18 protein-coding genes, 1 other RNA gene and 1 riboswitch are annotated in these 23,664 nt (G+C 36.0%); of the genes, 11 read left to right on the forward strand and 8 right to left on the reverse strand.

Annotated elements, in window-relative coordinates; translation table 11 throughout:
- The first annotated feature begins 34 nt into the window (after nt 1-34).
- From FKR84_RS07495 to FKR84_RS07505, 3 genes are all read left to right on the forward strand, one after another.
- On the forward strand, nt 35-1,645 hold the full coding sequence (locus tag FKR84_RS07495; RefSeq protein WP_141421679.1) for a BCCT family transporter: 1,611 nt from the start codon (nt 35-37) through the stop codon (nt 1,643-1,645).
- Nucleotides 1,646-1,650: 5 nt separating this feature from the next.
- A complete protein-coding gene (locus FKR84_RS07500; RefSeq protein ID WP_141421680.1) occupies nt 1,651-2,508 on the forward strand; it encodes a universal stress protein in 858 nt (285 codons plus the stop codon).
- 117 nt (nt 2,509-2,625) lie between these two features.
- Complete coding sequence (locus tag FKR84_RS07505; RefSeq protein ID WP_141421681.1) at nt 2,626-4,557, forward strand: TlpA disulfide reductase family protein; 1,932 nt, start codon at nt 2,626-2,628, stop codon at nt 4,555-4,557.
- 97 nt (nt 4,558-4,654) lie between these two features.
- On the opposite strand, the gene FKR84_RS07510 is transcribed toward FKR84_RS07505, so the two are convergent.
- Nucleotides 4,655-5,866 (reverse strand): NAD(P)-dependent oxidoreductase, encoded by a 1,212-nt coding sequence (locus tag FKR84_RS07510; protein WP_141421682.1) that lies wholly within the window; start codon nt 5,864-5,866, stop codon nt 4,655-4,657.
- A 445-nt stretch (nt 5,867-6,311) separates the two neighbouring features.
- Here FKR84_RS07510 and ssrA point away from each other — a divergent pair.
- Both ssrA and FKR84_RS07520 read left to right on the forward strand, forming a co-directional pair.
- Nucleotides 6,312-6,711, forward strand: a transfer-messenger RNA (tmRNA) gene (ssrA, locus tag FKR84_RS07515).
- A 188-nt stretch (nt 6,712-6,899) separates the two neighbouring features.
- Nucleotides 6,900-7,142: a GIY-YIG nuclease family protein gene (locus tag FKR84_RS07520; RefSeq protein ID WP_141421683.1), complete on the forward strand. Its 243-nt coding sequence runs from the start codon at nt 6,900-6,902 to the stop codon at nt 7,140-7,142.
- A gap of 635 nt (nt 7,143-7,777) precedes the next feature.
- Here FKR84_RS07520 and FKR84_RS07525 read toward each other — a convergent pair.
- Complete coding sequence (locus FKR84_RS07525; protein ID WP_141421684.1) at nt 7,778-8,314, reverse strand: DUF6557 family protein; 537 nt, start codon at nt 8,312-8,314, stop codon at nt 7,778-7,780.
- Nucleotides 8,315-8,622: 308 nt separating this feature from the next.
- Between FKR84_RS07525 and FKR84_RS07530 the strand changes: the two genes are divergently transcribed.
- Entirely contained in the window at nt 8,623-9,585 is a 963-nt protein-coding gene (locus FKR84_RS07530; RefSeq protein ID WP_141421685.1) for a universal stress protein, read from the forward strand.
- A gap of 1 nt (nt 9,586) precedes the next feature.
- Here FKR84_RS07530 and FKR84_RS07535 read toward each other — a convergent pair whose 3' ends face one another.
- The gene (locus tag FKR84_RS07535; protein ID WP_141421686.1) at nt 9,587-9,802 is read right to left on the reverse strand and encodes a hypothetical protein; all 216 of its coding nucleotides are present in this window, start codon (nt 9,800-9,802) and stop codon (nt 9,587-9,589) included.
- Between the two features lie 372 nt (nt 9,803-10,174).
- Here FKR84_RS07535 and FKR84_RS07540 point away from each other — a divergent pair, with 372 nt between their 5' ends.
- From FKR84_RS07540 to FKR84_RS07550, 3 genes are read left to right on the forward strand one after another with little or no spacing between them, the layout of a single operon-like run.
- Nucleotides 10,175-12,088, forward strand: coding sequence for a type I restriction-modification system subunit M (locus FKR84_RS07540; protein WP_141421687.1), 1,914 nt, complete (start codon nt 10,175-10,177; stop codon nt 12,086-12,088).
- Entirely contained in the window at nt 12,085-13,317 is a 1,233-nt protein-coding gene (locus FKR84_RS07545; RefSeq protein ID WP_141421688.1) for a restriction endonuclease subunit S, read from the forward strand. The genes FKR84_RS07540 and FKR84_RS07545 overlap by 4 nt, the downstream gene beginning before the upstream one ends.
- Complete coding sequence (locus tag FKR84_RS07550) at nt 13,314-16,514, forward strand: type I restriction endonuclease subunit R (RefSeq protein ID WP_141421689.1); 3,201 nt, start codon at nt 13,314-13,316, stop codon at nt 16,512-16,514. Before FKR84_RS07545 ends, FKR84_RS07550 begins: the two co-directional genes overlap by 4 nt.
- Before the next feature lie 24 nt (nt 16,515-16,538).
- Here the strand turns inward: FKR84_RS07550 and FKR84_RS07555 are convergent, their stop codons facing one another.
- The 5 genes from FKR84_RS07555 to FKR84_RS07575 form a co-directional block, all read right to left on the reverse strand.
- Nucleotides 16,539-16,958, reverse strand: a complete 420-nt coding sequence (locus FKR84_RS07555; RefSeq protein WP_141421690.1) for a PIN-like domain-containing protein — start codon at nt 16,956-16,958, stop codon at nt 16,539-16,541.
- Nucleotides 16,955-17,632 carry a DUF433 domain-containing protein gene (locus tag FKR84_RS07560; RefSeq protein WP_141421691.1) on the reverse strand — a complete coding sequence of 226 codons (678 nt, stop codon included), beginning with the start codon at nt 17,630-17,632 and terminating at the stop codon, nt 16,955-16,957. Before FKR84_RS07560 ends, FKR84_RS07555 begins: the two co-directional genes overlap by 4 nt.
- 86 nt (nt 17,633-17,718) lie before the next feature.
- Complete coding sequence (locus tag FKR84_RS07565) at nt 17,719-18,741, reverse strand: acyl-CoA dehydrogenase family protein (RefSeq protein WP_233357703.1); 1,023 nt, start codon at nt 18,739-18,741, stop codon at nt 17,719-17,721.
- On the reverse strand, nt 18,710-19,315 hold the full coding sequence (gene pnuC / locus FKR84_RS07570; RefSeq protein WP_141421692.1) for a nicotinamide riboside transporter PnuC: 606 nt from the start codon (nt 19,313-19,315) through the stop codon (nt 18,710-18,712). The genes FKR84_RS07565 and pnuC overlap by 32 nt, the downstream gene beginning before the upstream one ends.
- A gap of 52 nt (nt 19,316-19,367) precedes the next feature.
- A riboswitch (TPP riboswitch) is annotated at nt 19,368-19,473 on the reverse strand.
- Nucleotides 19,474-20,323: 850 nt separating this feature from the next.
- Nucleotides 20,324-21,346, reverse strand: coding sequence for a Gmad2 immunoglobulin-like domain-containing protein (locus FKR84_RS07575; protein ID WP_141421693.1), 1,023 nt, complete (start codon nt 21,344-21,346; stop codon nt 20,324-20,326).
- Between the two features lie 242 nt (nt 21,347-21,588).
- Between FKR84_RS07575 and FKR84_RS07580 the strand changes: the two genes are divergently transcribed.
- Entirely contained in the window at nt 21,589-22,851 is a 1,263-nt protein-coding gene (locus tag FKR84_RS07580) for a putative DNA modification/repair radical SAM protein (RefSeq protein WP_141421694.1), read from the forward strand.
- Nucleotides 22,851-23,627 (forward strand): TIGR03915 family putative DNA repair protein, encoded by a 777-nt coding sequence (locus FKR84_RS07585; RefSeq protein ID WP_233357704.1) that lies wholly within the window; start codon nt 22,851-22,853, stop codon nt 23,625-23,627. The genes FKR84_RS07580 and FKR84_RS07585 overlap by 1 nt, the downstream gene beginning before the upstream one ends.
- Nucleotides 23,628-23,664: the final 37 nt, after the last annotated feature.

Genomic DNA, 23,664 nt, shown 5'->3' on the forward strand with positions numbered 1-23,664 from the left:
GCTTTTAGCTCTTTTTTTAAAAATTCTTCAAACTATGGCCAAAAAAGTTACTCGCAGAGATAATCATAAATCTATTTTGGGATTGGAAATTAATCCGCCTGTATTTTTTAGTTCAACCTTAATCATAGTTCTTAGTGTAGTTTTTACTATTATTTTCCACAAAAAAGCAGAAGTTGTGTTTACACAGGTTCAGGAAAGCGTTGCCAATAAAACCGACTGGCTTTTTATACTCTGCATCAATATATTTTTGGTCTTTTTGATATTTCTGGCCATTAGTAAATACGGCCGGTTGCGTATTGGCGGCCAGAAAGCAAAACCCGAGTTTAAAAAAATTTCGTGGTTTGCTATGTTATTTAGCGCCGGTATGGGTATAGGATTATTGTTCTTTGGCGTCGCAGAACCTATTCAGCATTTAATAGATCCGCCCACGGCCGCTCCAAATACAATTGCAGCAGCACACGAAGCTATGAACTTTACCTTTTTACACTATGGTTTTCACGCTTGGGCCGTTTATGCATTAGTAGGTCTGGCATTAGCATATTTTACATACTCCAAAGGTTTACCTTTAACCATACGATCTATTTTTCATCCATTTTTAGGGAGTCGCATACACGGTCCTATTGGTAATATGATAGACACATTAGCCGTTTTGGCTACCATGTTTGGTTTGGCAACTACCTTAGGCTTTGGTGTGCAACAAATGGCTAGCGGGTTAAATTTTGTCTTCGATATATCCAATTCTGTTTATGTGCAGATTTTACTCATTGTAATTATTACTGCCATTGCAACCGCTTCAGTAATTTTGGGAGTAGACAAAGGTGTAAAAATATTAAGCGAATGGAATATGCGTATCGCTCTGCTATTATTATTATTGGTGGTAATTTTAGGCCCCACTATCTTTATCTTTCGAGCCTTTGTAGAAAACACCGGAAATTATCTATACAGTTTTTTAAAAATTTCTATGTGGAGCGAAACCTTTGAAGGAACCTCCTGGCAAAATGATTGGACTGTTTTTTATTGGAGCTGGTGGATTGGTTGGTCTCCTTTTGTAGGCATGTTTATTGCCCGTATTTCGAAAGGGAGAACAGTTCGGGAGTTTATACTGGGAGTGCTTTTGGTGCCATCTGTAGTTACCTTTTTCTGGATGTCTACTTTTGGAAGTGTTTCTCTACAACAAGCTTTGGCGGGCGACACCCAAATTATTACGGCAGTACAAAACGATATTTCTACCGCACTTTTTGTATTTTTTCAAGACTACCCCTTAGCCACAGTAATCAACATAATTGCCATTATTTTAATTGCCGGTTTTTTTATTACCTCTTCAGATTCCGGTTCTTTAGTGATTGATAATTTAACTTCAGGAGGAAAAATAGATTCTCCGGTAAAACAGCGGGTATTTTGGGCTATCATAGAAGGCGCTGTTGCCGCAGCCCTACTTTTAGGTGGTGGCTTAGCCGCTTTACGAGCCGCAACTATTGTAACCGGATTGCCGTTTGCTATTGTTTTAACCGTTATGTGTTTTTCGCTTTATAAAGGTTTGAAAGATGATTTTAAAAAGCTAGAAAGTAAGAAATCCGAAAAACAGTTGGACGATTACCAAAAAATCATGAAAGAGATTGTAGACCGTAGAAAGAAAAAAGAATAAGACTTATGCAAACCTTAAACCACATTCTTGTCGCTTTAGATCTTACGTCTTTAGATGAGCATTTAATCAAATATAGTTCTTCCCTTGCCGAAAAATTGGAAGCCAAGAAAGTTTTTTTTGTTCACAACATTAAAAAATATGAAATTTTAGATTTGTTTGATGAAGAACTGAAGCAAATCAACCTCGACCAAATAATAGGAGAAGAGCTTAAAGAAAAAATCGAAAAGTTGTTTACTTCCAAAATTTCATGGGAAGTACTCATTTCAGAAGACAGCAATACAGAATCACTTCTTGATTATATTGTAAATAAATACCGAATAGACTTAACCCTCGTGGGAAACAAAGAGGAAGCAGATGGCTCGGGAACCTTAACCGCTAAATTATTGCGGCTGCTCAAATCACATATTGCTTTAATACCGAAAACCTCTGGTTATGAGTTGAAAAATATATGGATAGGAACAGACTTTTCTACACATTCACAGCGCTCGTTTCGTTTTTTAGAACCACTTCAAAAAACATACCCTGTACAGCTACGTGCTATTCATGTTTATCAAGTACCACATCAATTTAGTCCGTATTTAACCCAAGACACTGCAGTTCCAAAAATCGAAAACCATTTGCAGCAAAAAGCAACGCGTTTTTTTAAGAAGCTAAGTTCTTTTCCCGCAGAAAATTTGCTGCTCTTTCACGCTAAAGAAAAGAACATCAGTCAAAAATTTTTGTTGGAAGCTAATAGAAAAAAACCGGATTTGCTGGTGCTCTCAGACCGGGGGACCAATAATATTTCTTCTCTTCTTATAGGCAGTCTGGTAGAAGAGCTTTTTAATCAAGAGTTAAGCGTTCCTTTATTAATTGTAAAATAACCTTACAATTTTAAAAATTTTACACATATTTCTACACAGGCAACAAAACCATACAAATTATTTCAAAAATTTAGATAATTTATTGTAAATTTCGTGCTTATTTATAAAAACCAACTCATGCAAAAATCCACATTTTTACTTTTGGCAGGCAGCTTATTTTTTGTCTTCGCTTGCCAAGACGACCAAAAAGAACGCCAATCTGAAAGCAAGCAAATTGGAAATTTACACTTAAAAGAAGCCAAACCACAACCGGGGAAAAACTTGGCGTTACGTTATAATAATGATGCTTCTACTGTAGAAGCGGCTTATTATTACATGAAAGATGGTAAAACCTATGCAGAAGATCTTTCTTTAAAAGACTCTGCCAATACGTGGGTTGCCAACTTTAAAGTACCAGATTCTGCCAAAGCTATAGCGTTTAGGTTTAAGGTAGCAGACAGTGTAGACAACAATGCAGCCAAAGGCTATACAACAGCATTATATAACGAAAAAGGTGAAATTTTGCCGGGTAGTAATGCAAATTTAGGTATGTACTACCAAGGTCTGGGCGCTAACCAAAAGCTTGAAATCTCTAAAGATTCTTCTATGGCTTTAATAGAAAAAGATTTAAAAGAGAACCCCGACTTACAAAAAGATTGGGATGCACGTTATTTACAATTTCTTCAGCAAAACAAACCAGAAAAAGCAGAGGCTTACGCGCAATCTAGAATGGCAAGTTACGAAAACGACAAAGATCTAAACGAAGAAGAAACGCAGAACTTAATGCGCATGTATGCTATTACCGGACAGCAAAAGAAAGCAGACTCTTTACAAACGGCATTAATCAGTAATTTCCCTAAAGGGGAAATGGCACAACGAACTTTAATTCAGCAGGCATTTTCGGCACCAGATGTAGAAGCAAAAGTAAAGGTTCTAGAAGACTACGATAAAAAGGTAGACAATCCCGAAATTGAGCGTGACTTTATTTTACGCGCCATTGCTTCTTCCTACCAAGAGCAAGGCAATTATGAAAAAATGCAAGAATATGCCCAACAAATTCAACATAAAGGCATAAAAAGTCAGGTGTATAATTCTGCTGCTTGGCAGATGGCAGAAAAAGGAGAAAACTTGGAAATGGCAGCTAAACTCTCTAAAGAATCACTTGAGATTATAAAAAAGGAACAAGAGGAACAAAATGACAGAAGAGAAATACTTACCGCTAAAGAATATAAAGAAAATTTAGACAACAGCTGGGGAATGTATGCAGACACCTACGCGTTTATTTTACACAAGCAAGGTAAGCTTGACAAAGCTATTTCTTACCAAGAGAAGGCAACAAAAAAAATGGAGGATGCCGAAATGAATGAGCGCCTTATACAATTTCTGGTAGAAGCTGAAAAATATGAAAAAGCTGCTAATGCGGCTGCAGATTTTGTAAAAACCAATCAAGCTACCAAAAAAGTTAAAGACTGGTATTTAGAAGCCAAGCAAAACCTGAATAATTCTAAAGAAGAAGCAGAAAAAGAATTGGCTGCTTTAGAAGAAGAAGCCAACGAAACTTTAAAAAGCGAATTAAAAAAAGAAATGCTATCTAAAACTGCAGCAGATTTTAATTTGCAGGATTTAGAGGGAAAACAAGTTTCTCTACAAGATTTAAAAGGTAAAACCGTGATCTTAGATTTCTGGGCAACTTGGTGCGGACCTTGCCTGGCGTCTTTCCCCGGTATGAAAAACGCCGTAGAAGAATATAAAGACAACGACAACGTAGAATTTATATTTGTAAATACTTTGGAAAACGGAACAATGGAGCAGCGTAAAGAACGCGTTAGCAGCTTTCTTAAAGAGAAAGATTATCCGTTTTGGGTAGTGATGGATAAGCCGGTAAAAGAAAAATCACGCAGCTTTAAAACGGCTCAAGATTATGGTATAGAAGGTATTCCTACCAAAATAATTTTAGGACCGGACAACAAAATTAAGTTTAAAAAAGTAGGCTATAGCGGAAATAACGATAAATTGCTAAAAGAGATAGAAATGATGGTAGAGCTTATTGAAGAAGAAAGTAAATCTTAAGACTTTACGGAATTTAAAAAAGCTAAAAAACAGCTATTTCCAAAAAAAATAAGGTAGTGAACCTGATTTGGAGATAGCTGTTTTTGCTTACAATCTTTTATTCTTTTCCGTCTACAAAATCTTGCAAATATTCGTAACGCGGTGTTAGTTTGCCGTTAAAAGTCATTAATGCCCGGTTTAAAATACCATCTTTATCGTCGTTATAAAAAGCCGGAATTACGTGTTCTAAAAACATTTCGCCAAAGCCCTCGCTGGCATCTTTTGGTAACTCGCATGGTAAATTATCTACTGCCATAACCGTAATAGCGCCGGGAGCATCAAATTCAACTTCTTTTTCTGTCTGCGGGTCGTAGCCGTAAAAAGGCTCGGCTATGGTAGATGGTTTTATGGTGCTGGCCACCGGACCGTTTATATCGCAACTAATGTCTGCTATCAAATTAATTTTAAATTCCGGTGTCTTAGCATCTTCCCGAGAGAAGAATTTTGGAGCGCCATCGCCATAAAAATGTCCGGCTATAAACATATCAGACACTTTGGCAAAGCGCATAAAATTAGATTCGTAATCTTCGGGATTGTTGTAAAAATCGTATTTATCGGGTAGTTTATTTTTGTTTTTTGGCTTGTTATAATCTAAGACTTCAATTTGGCAGAAAACCGGCTCGTCAAAAGTATTTATCAAGTAATCTTGTAGGTTCACCTCTTTTAAATTTAGGTGTTCTAAAATTTCTTTGGCACCATTGGCCACCTTTCCGCCACCGGTAAGTATAATTTTATAATTTTTAGGCAACTTTACTTTTTGCAACTCTGTTACTACCGCTTTATAATCGCTTAGGTTTTCTACTTTGGTGAGGTTAAATGTACCTTCTCGCAGGCCTAATGCACGAAAACCGTTATATGCACCAACAATTCCTGCATAACGCCCAAAACCAATTAAACGATGTCCGGTATAATCTGTAATTACTTCGTGGTCATAAAGTTGTATGTTTTTTTCTAAAACAGCCCGCAGCAAATCACGGTTATAGGGTTGTTTTTTGATAGTATGCGAGAAGAAAAAGTATTTTTTTTCAGGAATAAGCGCTTTTATTGGTACTTCTTTTACGCCTAATAAAACATCACAATCAGAAAGGTCTTCTACTACCGGGATTTCGCGCTCTCTGTATTGTTTATCCGGGAAAATTCGGATGTTGGAGGTTTCTACACGTACTTCTGTTTTGGGATATTTTTGTTGTAATTCGGTTAATTTTTCTGGAGAAAAAACCACTCTTCTGTCGGGTGGTGTTTTGCGTTCTTTAATAATTCCTAATTTCATAAAAAGTCTTAAATTTTTTTGCGTTTTATATAAATCTTGGCATACGCTTTGCTTTATAATTGGCGGCTGGTAAAGATAAGATTTTATTGTATCTTTGCCACGCTTCCGCGGAAGGAAGTAAAAAGTTCTTTTAGTGTATTGGGTTTTGTTTTTGCGTTAGGGATAGCAGTGGAAATCCCGCAGCTTCAACTCTTTTTTAGAGTTGATGGGAGGAATTGCAACGGATAGCCCGCCCTACCCAATTAAAATTGGGGAGGGAACGCCCAAAAGATTAAACTTGTTCTTTGATAAAAACTTACTAAGATTGGATGTTAGGTTTGCGTTTATAGTTATTATTTTATGAGCGTAAACCCGAAAACTTTTGACTTAAATAAATAACTTGCTCTTTGCCGGTAATGCGTTTGCAATGGCAATGAAAAAGATTACTGCTTTCGCAGGAATATATGGGGTCGACTTGGTTTTGACAGCGAGTCTAATTGAGTAGTAAGCACGTCGAGCGCTGGGATACAGCTCGTAAATCTCATATTTCACACTTTTTTAAACGGCGATAATAATTACGCCTTGGCTGCGTAATCCGAATTATAGTAGGATTACCTTAGTCCCGAGAAGCTCGGGAACCAAGATGTCTCGCGAAGGCCTTAATTTACGGCATTCGCACCAGAGGCACCGATAAAGTAAATTTAGGTATTCTGACACCTTTAAGGAATACCGAAATTCTAAAGGTTACGGAAAAATTAGGAGGTTTTTTGCCAGATTTTTCCCGACAATTTAAGTAAAAACTAAACGTGTAGAAAGCTATTGAATTGCTTGTTTGGACGGGAGTTCGAGTCTCCCCGACTCCACCTTCGCTCGCCATAGCTCTGTTTTTTAGAGCGACGGCGAGCTTTTTTATTTTAAGCTTATTTCTGACATTGGCGAGCTTCGGCGGACAATGTCCACTCTTCGAACACCATAGCTCTTTTTTTTTGAGCGACAGCGAGCTCCACTCGACATAACTTTAATTAAATATAAATAAATTGTTTTATATTTATGTATGGAAGAATGGACTGTTTATTTACTCAAATGTGAGAATAAGACGATTTATGTGGGCTGCACTTCTAATTTGGAACGCAGGTTGAAAGAGCATAATTCTTCCAAAGTAAAATCTACTCGCTATAGACTTCCTGTTTTTTGCATTACGAAAATTATATTTAGAGATAAATATAAAGCCTTTGCTTTTGAAAAATATCTTAAATCAGGATCGGGAAGAGCATTTTTAAATAAAAGACTAATTTAAATTATCGGTTTATATAATTTATTAGTGATAATTATCTTCGCTCGCCATAGCTCTTTTTTTAGAGCGACGGCGAGCTTTTTTATTTTAAGCTTATTTCTGGCATTGGCGAGCTTCGGCGGACAACGTTCACTCTTCTAACGCCTTATCTCTTTTTTTGAGCGTCGACGAGTTCTTTATTTTAAACCAATCCTTTCCCAAATAATCTTTCAATTCATTAAATATAATCGCTTTATTTGAAACTCTTTCTTTTTTGCATTACCCAATCCCGAAGGGTAGGGAGAAATAATCCCCAAACCTATTTGGGGACAAAATTCTTAACGGAAAAGCGTAGCTATACTGAAGAAAAATAACCCTATATCAAAATATAGTAATTAATTTTTAATACTGCATTCCGTAAAAAACAACGCTAAAAGCTCTTACGTTTTATACGTATAATTTTGATGGACTATCTATGAGGTATCTATGGAGTATCTATGGAGCATCCCTAACGTATTATTTTGTAAAAATAACGCTGAAAGGATTTTATGAAAATTAAAAGCGAGCTTAATGGTTTTCTAGCTCGTATTTTTTATATATTCTTATAAAAAATCTTCTAAAAGCGGAAAGTAAGCGAGAACTTGCTTTTTCTATCCTATTTATTCGGGTTTGTTTTTGTTGGTATCTTCTTCGTCTTCGACATTTAGTAAATTGTCTATATAGGCGGAGATATCTTCTTCTTCGATTGAATTTTGGTGCTCAGCTTCTTCGGCTGTTTCTTTAATATTATTTAGTTCTTCTTGTATGTCCTTTTCTTCAAAACCGGCGAAAGTCATTTCGTAAAGGCAATGCGCGATGATCTCGAGTTCTGAAAACTCTTCTATACTTTCCGGACAAATATCCATACCCAACCATTGGCTCCAAGGCGTAAATTCTATAGCCATAGAAAATTTCTCTTCCTCGGTTTTAGGATTTTTATATTTCCCGGAAATATCTACATAAGGCTCTCCGTCAAAATCGTCGGTTACATTTTTTAATTCAATATACATATCGCATTCTTCCGGATTAAGAAATTTTAATTTCTCATAGACTAGTGCATAACCGTCTAAATTTTCTTTTTCCGCAGGATAAAGTTCTACTAGAATTTCGGCTACACTTGCCCAAGCGTTGGTTTGTATAAGTTGGTTGAGTGTCATCGCAATTGAATTTTTATGGTTAGTTGCTGGCCGTTCAGAATTAATAAATATAAAAATTTATCCTCTAAAAAAATCCTATTATGTCAATATTTGTATGCTTCTGGTTTACAAACTGTGGTTTAGGTTCTACATTAAAATTTATTCAGTAAAGATAGTTAGCCAAAATACACGGATTTAATTTTTATTTTGAAAAATCGAATTGCCTTAATGAAAACTTAGCAGCGTCTATGATATTTATCATTGGTTAAAGGAGTTAATCTTAATAACTTAGAATAGATATTTTTGTTTAACCCGATTAAAACCATATTATGACACCAATTAAAAAGATTTTAGTAGCCACCGATTTTTCAGAAAATGCTTCTGCTATTTATAGCTTTACGGAAGAAATTGCGGAAAATTTTGAGGCAAGTGTAGATTTAATTTATGTAATTCCTAAACCGCTTTACCTTCCGGTGGATATACACGCGGTAACTTTACCTTTAGACGAATCGAAAGAAAAAGAGTTTAGCGATAAGATGAAAGCCCAACTAGATTCTGAAATGCAAGCTTCTATTCCGAAAGAAAATAGAGGAAAAACTATTTTAAAAAGCGGAAATCCTGCCGATGAAGTGAATGCTTGCGCCAGAGAAGGGCGTTACGATCTTATTATGATTGCTTCGCGCGGCGAGGGTAATTCTATTTTTAACAAAGGTAGTGTTACAGAAAAACTGATGCGAATTTCGCACGTACCGGTATGGAGCGTTTTAAAAGGGAACGACACCGGTATAAAATCTATTGTTGTACCAACAGATGGGTCTGCCATTTCTTTGGAAGCCTTGCCTTTGGCGTGTAAGCTTGCAGCAAAAAGAAATGCCAAAATTGATTTGCTTAGTGTGTCTAAAGCCAATTTTACGCATATTATGCCGGGAGATTATATACCTTACACGCATAAAGATGATGCTATTAAAACTTATATTTTAAGAAGCTTGCAAGAGTATTTAAGCGAACAAACTTCTACACTGCAATTTGAAGAAGAGTCGGTTTCTGCCGATAAAAATTTTCGCTTGCTAGACGAAGCAGGCAATAGTGTAGAAGTTTCTATTGTTGTTAAAAAGGGAGATTCGGCACATTTGGCTATTGTAGAATATGCTGAAAATAATGCACAGATGGTAGTTATGGCCACGCACGGCCACAGCAAATTGGCCAGTATGTTTGTAGGCTCCACTACCGAGAATGTTTTTAGAAATATTAAAATCCCGGTTATGACCGTGAAGCCGGAGTTTGTTAGGTAAGTTACACTTTTCTAGTATTTTCTTGTAAAGCAGGTAGTGTGATTTTTACAATTAGCAGACGAGAATAAAAACCAAATCCATAAATGATGCAGCAGCATATAGGATTTGGTTTAGTAAAATCATCTTTTTTTATTTGCTTTTCAAGTTCTTCAATAGCTAAGTGCATAGTTTTATCGTCTCGTCTTCGCACCTTATTTAGATATGCCAGACTCTTCATGCGTTCGATTCATATTTTAAAAACTTCATACCATAAGAAAGTCAAAACAACTTTTTCCTCACCTAAAAACTGTTTATATTACAATCTATCTGGTTACGTTGTAAAATCATAAAGCCATCTATCTCATAATTATTCTTCCACTTTACGTACAGCCAACCAAATAATTATGAAAGTTGTATACAAAAAAAACTTTCACCGCTCACTAAAAATGTGATGCTGGGTAGCCGTAAAATAATCGCAGAAAATCTGGTGTTTTGTTCGTATTGCCGTTTGCTTGTTTTAGAGTTTCTATGAAAAGCGACTAATCATAGCACTGCTAAACTCCAAAACTTTTGTATTTTGCAGTTAGAATAAATTTCTGAGAATTATTTAATGACCAAAGAACAACTCAAGCAGCTAGAAGATAGACTCTGGAAGGCTGCCGACGACTTACGAGCAAATAGTAAATTAACCGCTACAGAATATAGTTTTCCTGTATTAGGTTTAATCTTTTTACGTCACGCCTACAACCGTTTCATAACGGCCAAAGAAGAGATTGAAAAAACATTACCCTCACATCCACAAAGAGGTAAAAGACCCGTCAATAAAACAGATTTTTTATCTGCTAAAGCGATATTCTTACCCGAAAATGCGCAATGGAAAACTATAAACGAGCTTCCTGAAAGTACCGATATCGGAGAATATCTCAACGAAGCAATGAAAAGTATTGAGGCCGAGTACGAGGTGTTGGAAGATGTACTGCCAAAAGATTATATGCTGTTTGAAAGTGATTTGCTCTTCCGCTTGATACGTATTTTTAACGACCCGATGTTGGACAATGTTACAGGCGATGTGTTTGGGCGCATTTACGAATATTTCTTAAACAAGTTTGCGATGAGCGGCGCACAAGAAGGTGGTGAGTTCTTTACACCGCCTAGTTTGGTAAATGCCATTGTAAATATCATAGAGCCAAATCACGGTACAGTTTTCGACCCTGCTTGTGGTAGTGCTGGTATGTTTGTACAAACCGCTCATTTTATTGAAGAGGAACTCAAAACAGATGCGTCTCAAAAAGTGACTTTTTACGGACAAGAAAAAGCCGATACCAACACTAAACTCGCCAAAATGAATATGACAGTTCACGGCTTGGACGCCAATATTATGCAAGGCAACACTTTTTATCAAGATCATCACGATTTAGTAGGGAAATGCGATTTTTTGATGGCAAATCCGCCCTTTAATGTAGATGGGGTAGATAAGAAAAAAGAAAGCGTTAAAAACGACCCACGTTTAACATTTGGTTTACCCAAAAACGATAACGCCAATTACCTGTGGATTCAGTATTTCTATAACTACCTAAACGAAAATGGTAGAGCAGGTTTTGTGATGGCAAGTTCTGCCAGTGATGCAGGACACTCCGAAAAGAAAATACGTCAAGAATTGGTAGAAACGGGAGCTGTTGATGTGATGGTTTCTATAGGTACCAAGTTCTTTTACACGCGTTCCTTACCTTGTTCACTTTGGTTTTTTGATCGCGCCAAAGAACAAGATCCAGAGCGTGCCAATCAAACTTTAATGCTTGACCTGAGAGATGTTTACAGAAAAGTCTCTTCTAATCTTCACGATTTTACCGATGAACAATTACAAAACATTCACGCCATAGTAAGTTTGTACCGTGGTGATAGCAGCTTGTTTGAAAAAACCATTAATACTTATCAAGAAAAGGCTGCAAAAGCTTTTGCCAAAGCCAAAGAAGGTGTTGAACATTTAAACAATTTATTAGAAGAAAAGACAAAGACGACTTTAAATATTGCAGCAGATTCTCAAGCAGAATACAATACAGGCGACAAGAAAACCCAAGCCAAAGAATGGAAAACACAACTAACCAAAGCGGTAAAAAAACAATTAGAGGCCAATAAGAAAGAAGCAAAAGCAGAAGCCAGCAAGCGTAAACAATTAAAGAAGGAAAGCGAGCTTTTAGAAAAAGTATTAAAAACCTTTACGGAAGCAGTTGAACAACATTTGTATTTTGAAAAAGAAATAGAATGGCTGCAAAAACGCTTTCCAGATGGCGTTTACACCGATGTGCCTGGTTTATGTAAAGTAGTAAACCGTGATGAGATTAAAGCCAACGATTACAGCCTGACCGCAGGCCGTTATGTAGGTGTTGCACCTGTAGAGGAGGAAGAAGGTTTTGATTTTGACGAACGTATGGCAGCAATTAAACAAGAGTTACAACTGCTTGATGAGGAGGCTGTTGACCTTGCGAGCAAAATACAAATGGATTTAACCGAGTTGGGGATATGAGTTGGAAAGAAGGAATAATAGGGGACAATTGTGAAGTTTTATCTTCTAAACGAATTTTTGCCAAGGATTATGTTGAAAATGGAATTCCATTTTATAGGTCAAAAGAAATCATACATAAAGCTTTTAATCAATTTACAAAAGATGAAGTATTTATAAGGAAAGAAAAATTTGATTCCATAAAAGAAAAATTTGGTGCACCGCAAAAGGGGGATGCTTTAATATCATCTGTTGGTAACAGATCAGGTGTATGTTATTGGATAAAAGAAGATTATGACTTTTATTTTAAAGATGGTAATCTTATTTGGTTTAGAAATTTTAATGACAAACTTCTTTCAAAATATCTTGTGTATTTTCTTAATTCAGATTTAGGACAATCTAAAATTAATAATGTTTTCATTGGTGCGGCTCAAAAAGCATTAACGATTCAAGGGGTGAAAAAAATAAAATTAGACCTTCCACCCCTTCCAACCCAAAAAAAGATCGCTTCTATTTTAAGCGCCTATGATGATTTGATAGAAAATAACCTCAAACGCATCAAACTTTTAGAAGAAGCCGCCCAACACATTTATAAAGAATGGTTTGTCGATTTTAAATTCCCTAATCACGAAAATACACCGATCAATCCTGAAACAGGTTTGCCTGAAGGGTGGGAAATGCAAACAATTCAAGATGTTGCAAAAACAATTGGAGGAGGAACACCTTCAACTAAAAAAACAGAATATTGGGAGTCTGGAAATATTCATTGGTTTTCACCTACAGATTTATCAAAAAGTAGTTCTCTTGTGTTATTGGATAGTTCAAAGAAAATTAATGATCTTGGTTTAAAAAAAAGTTCAGCAAAGCTATTACCGCCAAAAACAATTCTAATGTCAAGTAGAGCTACAATTGGATTGTTTGGTTTAATTGATAACGAATGCTCCACGAATCAAGGGTTCATAAATATTATTCCTAACAACGATAACTATCGATATTATATTTTATTTAATTTGATGAATAGAAAGAGTGAGTTAGAAGCTAATGCATCTGGAGCAACCTTTAAAGAGCTTTCAAAAACTAATTTTAGGAGAATGCCAATAATTAATCCATCTGAAAAAATTGTTTTTGAATTTAATTCATTTACACAAGGAATCTTTGAATCACTTAAAAATTTAGCACAACAAAACCAATCCCTTAAAGAAGCCAGAGACTTATTGTTACCGCGTTTAATGAACAGAACCCTAGAAGTATGAGCAACAACTACTCCGAAGATAAGCTAATCGAGAAAACCACGATGAATCTTTTACAAGGTTTAGGCTGGCAAACTGCCAATGTGTTTCATAATGAAAGTTTTGGTGCATTAGGCACGATTGGGAGAGACAACCAAGAGCAGGTTGTCTTAAAGCATCATTTTTTAAAAGCGGTTAAAAAGCTCAACCCTAATTTACCTGATATTGCTTATACACTAGCTTACGAAGAAATTACTAAAGCAGAAGCTAGTAAAACTTTGGCTGATATTAACAAAGAAAAGTATGCCTTGCTCAAAAACGGCATTCCTGTCACCTTTAAAAATCAAAAAGGCGAACTCATCAAAGAGAAAAAGCTACAAGTTTTCAATTTTGAAGCACCTGAAAGCAATCACTTTTTGGCCGTACAACAATTATGGGTCAAGGGTGTTTCGGGTAGAACAAGAAGGACAGATGTGGTTGGTTTTGTCAATGGCATTCCGCTGGTTTTTATCGAGCTCAAAGCGCATCATATTCCTATTCGTCAGGCTTACGAAACCAATTTAAGCGATTATAAAGATACCATACCCAAAATTTGGCACACCAACGCCTTTATCATTTTAAGCAATGGCATAGAAAGCAAAGTAGGCTCGCTTACATCTAAATTTGAGCATTACCACGAGTGGAAACGTATTAAAGAGGAAGAAGAAGGCGTGATCAGTTTAGAGACCGTCATTAAGGGAACTTGCGACAAGTACAATTTGCTGGATATTTTTGAAAACTTTGTGCTTTATGATGATTCCTTAGATAAAACCGCAAAATTAGTCGCTCGAAACCATCAGTTTTTGGGTGTCAACAAAGCTTTAAATCATTTAAAAAGCCTAAAAGAAAAATTTGCAAAAGGCGAAATTGATAAAGAAGAAGCTCAGCGTTTAGGTGTGTTTTGGCATACGCAAGGTTCGGGTAAATCTTATTCAATGGTATTTCTTACCCAAAAGATCGCGAGGCAAATCAGTAGTAATTACACCTTTGTTTTATTGACCGATAGAACTGAGCTCGACGATCAGATTTATGGAACTTATGAAGGCGTGGGTGCAGCCAAAAACAAAGAAGCAAAAGCCACTTCGGCAAAACATTTAAAAGAACTTTTAAAAACCGATAACAAATATATTTTCTCCCTCATTCATAAATTCAATTTTGAAGAAGAATTGAGTTTACGCGATGATATTATCGTGATTTCAGATGAAGCCCATCGTACACAAGGCGGTAACTTGGCGATGAATATGCGTAAAGCTTTACCTAATGCTTCCTTTATCGGTTTTACGGGAACACCTTTGTTTAAAGATGATGAACTCACCAAACGTATTTTTGGTGACTATGTTTCTAAATACGACTTCAAACGCTCCATTGAAGATGGTGCAACGGTTCCTTTATACTACGAAAATAGAGGTGAAAAATTAAAGCTGGATAATCCTGAGATTGATACGCAGATTAAAAGTAAAATCTCGGAATTTGATTTAGATGATAATGAAGAAGAGAAATTAAAGAAACTATTTTCAAGAGAATATCCTATTCTGACGGCAAACAAACGTTTAAAAGCCATTGCTAAAGATGTGGTGGAGCATTTTAATACCAGAGGTTATAAAGGAAAAGCTTTGTTTATTGCTTTAGACAAGGTGACCGCCGTAAAAATGTATGATTTCATAACGCTCGAATGGAAAAAATATGTTGAGAAATTAGAAAGAGAGATTTCTCATATCAAAGATGAGCAAGAACAAATTATTGCTTATCGCGATTTAAAGTGGGTTAAAGAAACCGAAATTTCAGTCATTGTCAGTTCAGAGCAAAACGAGATCAAGAAGTTTAGAGATTGGGGTTTAGATATAGAACCGCATCGTGAAAAAATGAACACGCGCGATTTAGAAAAAGAGTTTAAAGACGAAAACAACCCCTTCCGTTTAGCCATTGTTTGCGCGATGTGGATTACAGGTTTTGATGTCAAAAGTCTATCGACACTTTATATCGACAAACCTTTAAAATCGCATACCCTAATGCAAGCCATTGCCAGAGCTAACCGCGTACACGCTGGTAAAAACAACGGTTTAATCGTCGATTATATTGAAACCTACAAAGCCTTATTAAATGCTTTAGCTATTTACGGCGGTGGCACAGCAAATAAACCCGATCCTGACACACCACCAATAGACGAACCTCCAGTAAAACCATTAGAAGAATTGGTGGAAGAGTTGGAGGAAACCATTGCAGCCACGGTTTCATTTTTAAAACACGATTGCGATTTTGATTTAAACTTAATAGCAAAAGCAGAAGATAGCCTTTATCGTATTAAATATTTACAAGGAGGCTACAATGCGGTTTGTCAAAATCAAGATACACGAAATAAGTTTAACGTGTTGGCGAGAGAGGTTTTTAAGAAGTACAAAGCCTTAATGCCCAACAAAGCTATTTATGATTACAAAGATCAACGCGATGCGATTAATGCTTTATATAATTTAATTCAAGATAAAGTAGAAGATGCAGATGTTACTTATCTGGTCAAACAAGTGCAAGATGTGGTTAACGAATCTATTGAAACCTATAATACAGAATTAGACAAAGTAGAAGATTACGGCAAGCAAGTCGATATAAGTCAGTTAGATTTTGACAAGATTAAAGAGGAGTTTGCCCAATTAAAATCCAATAAAAACATTGCTGTAAAATCTTTACAAGAGCGCGTCAAGAAAAAGCTAGATGCACTCACAAAAAACAATCCTTTGCGTATTGACTTCTACGAACGCTATGAAGAAATTATCGAAGATTATAATTTAGGGAAAGAATACAAATCCATAAAAGAAGTATTCGATGAACTGCTGAACTTATTTGGTGATTTATCTGAAGAAGAAAAACGCTCGGGCAAAGAAAACCTAAGCGAGTCAGAGCTAGCCGTTTTTGATATGTTGAATAAAGGCAAAAAAATAACCGATAAGGAAAAAGCAAAGGTTAAAGAAGCAGCTAAAAATCTATTAAAAAAGCTACAAGAAAACGAGTTTAAAGTAGATAACTGGACAGAAAAGAGTCAGACCAAAGCCGCTGTTAGAAAAGCCATCAACGATTTTCTTTACAGTAAACTCCCTTACCCAACTTATGAAGACGGCGACATTGCCGTAAAAACAGAAGTATTGTATAATTTTTTTGAGATGCAGTACCGGAATTACGGAAGTGTTTAAGTTTTTGATAACTAATTTACCTATTTAAGGTAATTTTTTCGGCCTTCCTTTTGCCGTGAGTTTATAGGCAAATGCTTTATCATCTTCTAACATAATTTTGATCATTGCTTCCCAATGTTTGGCGAGAATAAATAAAATTTCCCATACACTTAAACCGGCATTTTTGGAAGTACCGTAAATAAAAAACATTCCTATTCCAGCTTCACGATAAGCGTTGCGTTCGTCTTTCTTCTTGTTTATATTTATGTCGCGAGTAACAACAAAATTTCGATCTAAACCAACTTGTGGAATCCAATCTATATCTTTAGTGCCTTGCCCAAATTCATCTTTTAAAACTTTAACAGAAAAAGGAACCCGTCCATTCTTTAGGTTTTCTTTTTCTTGAATAAGATGAAATCCTTTTGCTAAATGCGGTGGTATGTTTTCATCAAAATAGACTGTCACGCTGCATTTTTAGTACAAAATTCAATAGCATCTTTCACATAGCTCTCCTCGATATCATAAATACTAGCCAAATAAGGAATCGGGTCGCCGGCTTTGTAATGTTCAAGAAGTATTTGAGGTTGTATGTTTTTGTCTGCAAAAACAGGTTGACCAAACTTACGTTCCGGATCTATAAGAATAGATTTATCTTTACCTAAAGGATAATATCGAGAAGCCAAGTCATCACTATTAAAGTCAAGTTTAACAAAGAAAAGTTTAATAAGTTCAAGATTTAACTGCTTAGACCCATCTAAAGTCATTGTAGCTCCTTCAATCTCAAAATAAATATGTTTTTTATCTGTTTTTATACTTTCTAAGACAGGTTTTAATGCAAAGGGAAAAGGTGTTTTAAATTTTTCTGAAAGCTCTTTATGCGCTTTTAAAACCTCTTTAGGTTTTACACCAGCTTCAGAAAACCGCATCATTACATAAAACTCAACGAACGTGTGGAAACTAACGGCTCTTTTACCTTCAGTCACCCAAGAATATTTATCTCCGTACGTATCGCCCAATTGCTTATCCCAATAAATATTCATCCAATTAAAAACCTTGCTATAAGACACACCTAAAATGTGTGCTATTTCAGCAGCAGTATAGCTCCCAATACCTATTTTAGGTTTATTCTCGAAGTTCATAGTTTTATAGGATATGCACAAATATAGACCTTTGGAGATTTATATACATTCATTTTTACAAAATTTTATTTTTAAATATTAGTGAACTAGTTGCTCCGCTCACTAAAAATATAATGTTGCGTAGCGGTAAAATAATCGCAGAAAATCTGGTGTAATTGCTGGTCTTGTTTTATGGCTTTAATGCCCAAATGCGGATGTAAAGCAATAATATTCCGCGAAAGCTCTTGCACTAATTTTACGGCTGCTTGGTGTACATTGGTTATAAAATTTTTGGTTATGGATTGATTTTCGGAAAGCTTTTCTTCTATCGTTTTGGCATAAGCTTGTACACTTTCTTCGGAATTTTTATTTGTAGTGGCTAAATTTTTAAAGGCCTTTAATGTTTCAGAGTCTTCGGCTTCTTCCAAAAAATGTTGTGCCATTCCAATGTAATTTACCCAAAGGGTTAGATCTGCAAACAAGGAAAATGGAATCTTAAAAATAGCTTGCGGATGGTAAAATTGGTTATACAAAAAACTAAAGTCTTGGTGTATTTTGACGTTTTCTACCTGAAAGGAGTCTGTAGCAGAGGCTTTTAAACCAATGGTATTCCAATTCTTGATAATACTCACTTTCTCTTTGGGTAAAATAAAAGAACGTATTTGTGGCGAACCGTCTTGGTTGGTTAGGGGTTCGCCGTTTTCGTAGATTTTGGCATTTAGGGTAAAATGTGTTAAATACGGCGCTCCCGTGGCATAATGCCACGTGCCGTCAATTTCGTAATAATCTCCCATCTTTTTTGCAGTACCAAAAGCGCCTCCGCTTCCGCCTAAGATGGTGTTTTGTTTGTTTTTAAAGACTTCGGCTGCAGCCTCGTGTTTTAAATTTCCTACAAAATAGTTGGCTCCGCTGCACAAAGTGACCGTCCATCCCAAACTGCCATCTATTCTTGCGAGTTCTTGTAATTTGGCTAAACCGGCGGTTAAGCCTAGTTCGAGTCCGCCATATTTTTTGGGCACCCAGATATTCCACAGATTTTCTTCTGCAATATGTTGCAATACATTTTTGGGAAAAACTTGTTTTTTAAAACAGGCTTCTCTAAGCATTTGTTGGTTGTAAATTGTCTTCATTTTTAATGATTTTTTTCCATTTTAGATAACCGGAAACGCCCACGCCAAATAAAAACAGCGTTAAAGCGGCGTAGATATAAAGCTCTTTATAGATTAGTAACGGAATGGCAACGGCATTGCTAATGTTAAGAAATATCCAGTTTTCCATTTTACGTTTGGCCATTAACCACATTCCCGCCCAAGCAAAAGCACTCACGATTGCATCCCAAATGGGCACATCTGAATTGGTGTAAAAACTAAGCCAATAACTCATCAATACAAAACAACCAAGCACAATACCGGCTGCTTTTAAAAAATCTGTTTTTGTAGAATAGGTAATAGGACTGGGTTTATTTTTTTTACCGAATTGCCAATAGAGCCATCCGTAAATACTCATTACCAGATAGTACATACTCAGTAAAATATCTGCGTACAATTGCGTTTGGTAATGCACCCAAATACTGAGTAAAATTGATACAATACCAAATAAATAGTTGTGAATATTGTTTTTTCTTGCCAGCAAAACCTGCACCACGCCAAAGCTGGTGCCTACAATTTGAAGAACGGTAAGATTGGTTAAAAATTCCCAGATCATTGTTTTTTATTTTACTGAAATGGGAAAAAGGAGAGACAACCGGTATTTACCTACCGATTTTCTTAGAAATCCCTACGCCGGTATTATCCGGATCAGGTTTCGGGCAAAGCCCTGGGTATTCTCTCAGCCTGTTAAAACAAGCACCCCATTTCTTGCTGCGAAGATACATCATTTTTTAGATATTAGGTGGTGGGTTGTAGGTTCTGGATAATTTCAAAATTCAAATTTTTTAATTCAAATTTCAAATTTGCTGTCGTGTTAGTTGACAGGGTTCTGGGTTCAGTATTGAGTGTTCGATATTCAGTGTTCGGTGCTCGGTGTTCGGTGCTCGGTGTTCGGTGTTCGGTGTTCAGTGTTCAGTGTTTGGTGTTCAGTTTTTAAAAATTGTATAATGTAGATTGTATACTGTATAGTGTGCTTGTTTGAATAGACTCGATAATTAATTTAGCTTACAGCGTAAAGCATATCGCTTATAGCTTATAGCTTACGAAGTATACTGTAAATTGTATAATGTATATTGTGACTGTTTGAAGTTTATTAATTATTACCTTTAAAGCTTCGTTTTGGTGATGCTTCAGTATAGCTCAAGTATGGTTAGTGTATTGGAAGTGTATTAAAACACGCTTCTAAAAAAAAAGTTTTAATCGTAACTCATTTTCAATTGCTATGTCAATTTTGAAATGAAAATTTTGAAATCTGAAATTTGAAATATTTTGCGCATAAGGCGTAAAGCCTATTGCTTACAGCTTATATTATATTGTAGCTGCTTTAGTTTAATAATTTTTAAAGCATCGCTTAGGTAATGCTCAAGTATAGCTTAAGTATAGCTCAAGTATGGTTAGTGTATTGAGAGTGTATTAAAACTTGATCATAAAAAAACTATTTGCAACTCCTTTTCAACTTCAATTTTGAAATAAAATTCTGAGATTTGATTTTTTTTGAGCTTATAACGTAGAGCTTAAAGCATATCCCTTATAGCCAGATTAACCAATTTTCTATTTACTATAATTACCTTGGTGGAAAAATTACCGGTAATCGGTATTCTCTTTTATTCTCAGGTTTCCCGGAAGGGTTTGCTCGTTTAAAAATCAAATAGCCGCGTTCATCGTTGGGCGCGTCAAATTTTAAGGTGCCGGTAAATGGAACGAACTCCTCTGTCATCCAACCATTCTTTGTTGTTATGTTACCTTCGGCGAGCGTTTTTCCGTCTTTATTTTCCAAGCGCAATCCGGCATTGGCTTCAAAAAACCAAATTCCGCGTGCTTTTCCTTCCACTTTAAGTGGGGAAGTAACTTCTATATTGGGCAATGGTTTTTCAACCTTTATCAAATCTGCAATAGGTGTTTTCACTTCTCTTTCAGAAATGAACTGCAAGTCTTTTAAAATGCTGTTTATTTTGTTTTTGGAAAAAGAATCTACCTCACCATAAAGCGCTAGCCTGTCTGTGCCGCCCATTACCTCACATTGCGCCATCGGTTTTTCGGTGTTGTCTCGGGTAAAACATTTACTTTCAAAATTGTTTACATCAAAATGAACAAAAATTTTTCCGTACGCGTCCCAATTCTTTGGGAGAGAAGCAGGCGTTAAAAGGTAGGCCCAAGCCTGACCATTTTCCAGAAGAAAAATGGTAGATTTTTCCTTATCAAGCGCAAATCCTGTTTTAAAACTCCCGTTCCATTCTGCTAATTTCTCTCTTTTTCCATTTGGCGTTTCGGTACCAAAACCTTTTGGCATGACCACAATATAACTTAGACCGGGCTTTTCGTGATACGCAAATGGTGGCTTCTCGCCAGAATTCTTCGCATAAAAATTAATCACCGGAACATCTCCGGGTAGCTTGCTTTCTAAAATAGCATATTCTGGCGGAATGCTGGCTTGCAATTGAAACTCTTTACTTTGATATTGTTTGGTTTCAACAGTTTCGTTTTTGAGGTCGCGTGCGCCTTCTGTAGTAGTCGTTTTCTTTTTCTTCGTATCAACGCACCCAAAAACTATAAAAAATGTAAATATATAAAAGCCAAAATTCTTCATGATTTTTTCCTTAAACTAATAAAATCAGAATGAAATAATTTAAAAAATTAATTAAAATTTTGATAGGTCTTAGGTGGTGAGTTTCTGGTTTCGTAAAATCCCAAAATTTCAAACACTAGAAAATATACAGTTTAATAGAAGCTTTAAGCGGAAATAAAACCCAATAAACTAATTTACCATTTAACTAATCACCTAACTTCTTATTAGGATTTTTTCCTTATTTTTGTAATAAATCCTACTTAATGAATTTTGACCGTATTAAAGAAAAACTAAACATCTTGGCAGACGCCGCCAAATACGATGTTTCCTGTTCTAGCAGTGGCAGTAATCGCAAAAATAAAAAGAAAGGTTTGGGAAATTCTGACGGCATGGGAATTTGCCACAGCTACACACCCGACGGTCGTTGTGTTTCTTTACTGAAAATTTTGCTTACCAACCATTGTATTTTCGATTGCGCTTATTGCGTTACCAGAAAAAGCAACGATATAAAACGCGCTGCTTTTAAAGTGCAAGAAGTGGTAGATCTTACCATAAATTTTTATCGCCGCAATTATATAGAAGGTCTTTTTTTGAGTTCAGGGATTTTTAAAAGTCCAGATTATACGATGGAGCGGCTTATTCGCGTAGCCAAAAAACTACGCTTAGAAGAAAATTTTAACGGTTATATTCATTTAAAATCCATTCCCGGCGCAAGCGACGAATTAATGCATGAAGCTGGTTTGTATGCAGACCGGCTTTCCATAAACATAGAAATTCCTACCAAAGAAGGTTTAAAACTCTTGGCACCAGATAAAGACAGAAAAGACTTTTTACAACCTATGAAAAAAGTCCGTAACGATATTGTAAAATACCAATCTGAAAAAAAACACCTTAAAAACAGTCCGGTTTTTGCCCCGGCAGGTCAAAGTACGCAAATGATTGTGGGTGCCACCAACGAAACCGATGCCGAAGTAATGTACACCGCGACTTATCTATACAAAAAATACAATATGAAGCGCGTTTATTATTCAGGATATATTCCAATTTCATACGACCATCGTTTGCCGCCAATAGGTACCGAAGTTCCAATGTTGCGCGAAAACAGACTGTATCAAGCAGATTGGTTATTGCGGTTTTATGGCTTTAAAGTAGAAGAATTACTGCATAAAAATCACCCGAATTTAGACAGTGATATCGATCCAAAATTAAGTTGGGCTTTACGGAATTTACATGTGTTTCCCGTAGATATAAACCGTGCAGACAAACAACTGTTGGCGCGCGTGCCCGGTTTGGGAATGAAATCTGTTTATAAAATACTGCATGCAAGAAAGTATAGAAAATTAGGCTGGGAGCATTTACAAAAAATGGGAATGGCACTCAATCGCGCCAAATATTTTATGACTTGCGCCTCGCGCACTTTCGAGTCTAAAGATTATACGCCCCAACAAATAAAACAACGCATTTTGTCAGAAAGCAGCAGCAAGTACCAAACTACTCTATCTAACCAATTAAACTTGTTTGGCTAATGCAAATGCAAACAATCTTTGTTTACGACGGAAGTTTTATTGGTTTTCTAAGTGCCGTTTTTGATGTATATGACTATCGCGCCACCAGTCCAAAAATAGTTGCAGACCAAAACTACGCAGCTTCTTTTTTTACTAAAAAAAACGAGGTAATTTCTAGTAATGCAAAAGCAAAACGTGTTTGGAAAGGCATTTTAAAATTCGGCGAAAGCCAAGATGCAAGTCTTATTTATCGTGGTTTTTTAAGCGAGTTGCCCGATATGGAAAAAGTATTGTTAGCTTATATTCAATTACTTTTTAAAGCTAAAAAAAGCATTGCCAAGAATTTTGCCGAGCCGGAAATTTTGCGCTTATCACAAATCAATAAAAAAGTAGGTCGCGAAAAACACCGGATGGAAGCTTTTGTACGGTTTAGAAAAACCAAAGATGAGATTTATTTTTCTACAATTTCGCCAGACTTTAATGTTTTACCACTTATAGAAAAGCATTTTAGCAAACGTTATGCAGATCAACTTTGGTGTATTTATGATGTAAGCAGAAATTACGGTATTTATTACGATTTGCAAAAAGCAGTAATTGTACATTTAGATTTACCTGCACAAATTTTAAATTCGCCGGAAAGCATTTTTACGGAAGAAGAATTAAACTACCAAAAATTATGGAAAAACTATTTTGAAAGCACCAATATAGCAGCGCGCGCCAATAAAAAATTACACGAACAACACATCCCTAAACGCTACTGGAAATATCTAAGCGAGAAAGCTTTATTGGCGTGGTAGGGTTTTAAAAGACCAACTTATTAGTATAATTTATTCA

The organism is Haloflavibacter putidus (assembly GCF_006546625.1).
Taxonomy (GTDB): Bacteria; Bacteroidota; Bacteroidia; order Flavobacteriales; family Flavobacteriaceae; genus Mesonia; species Mesonia putida.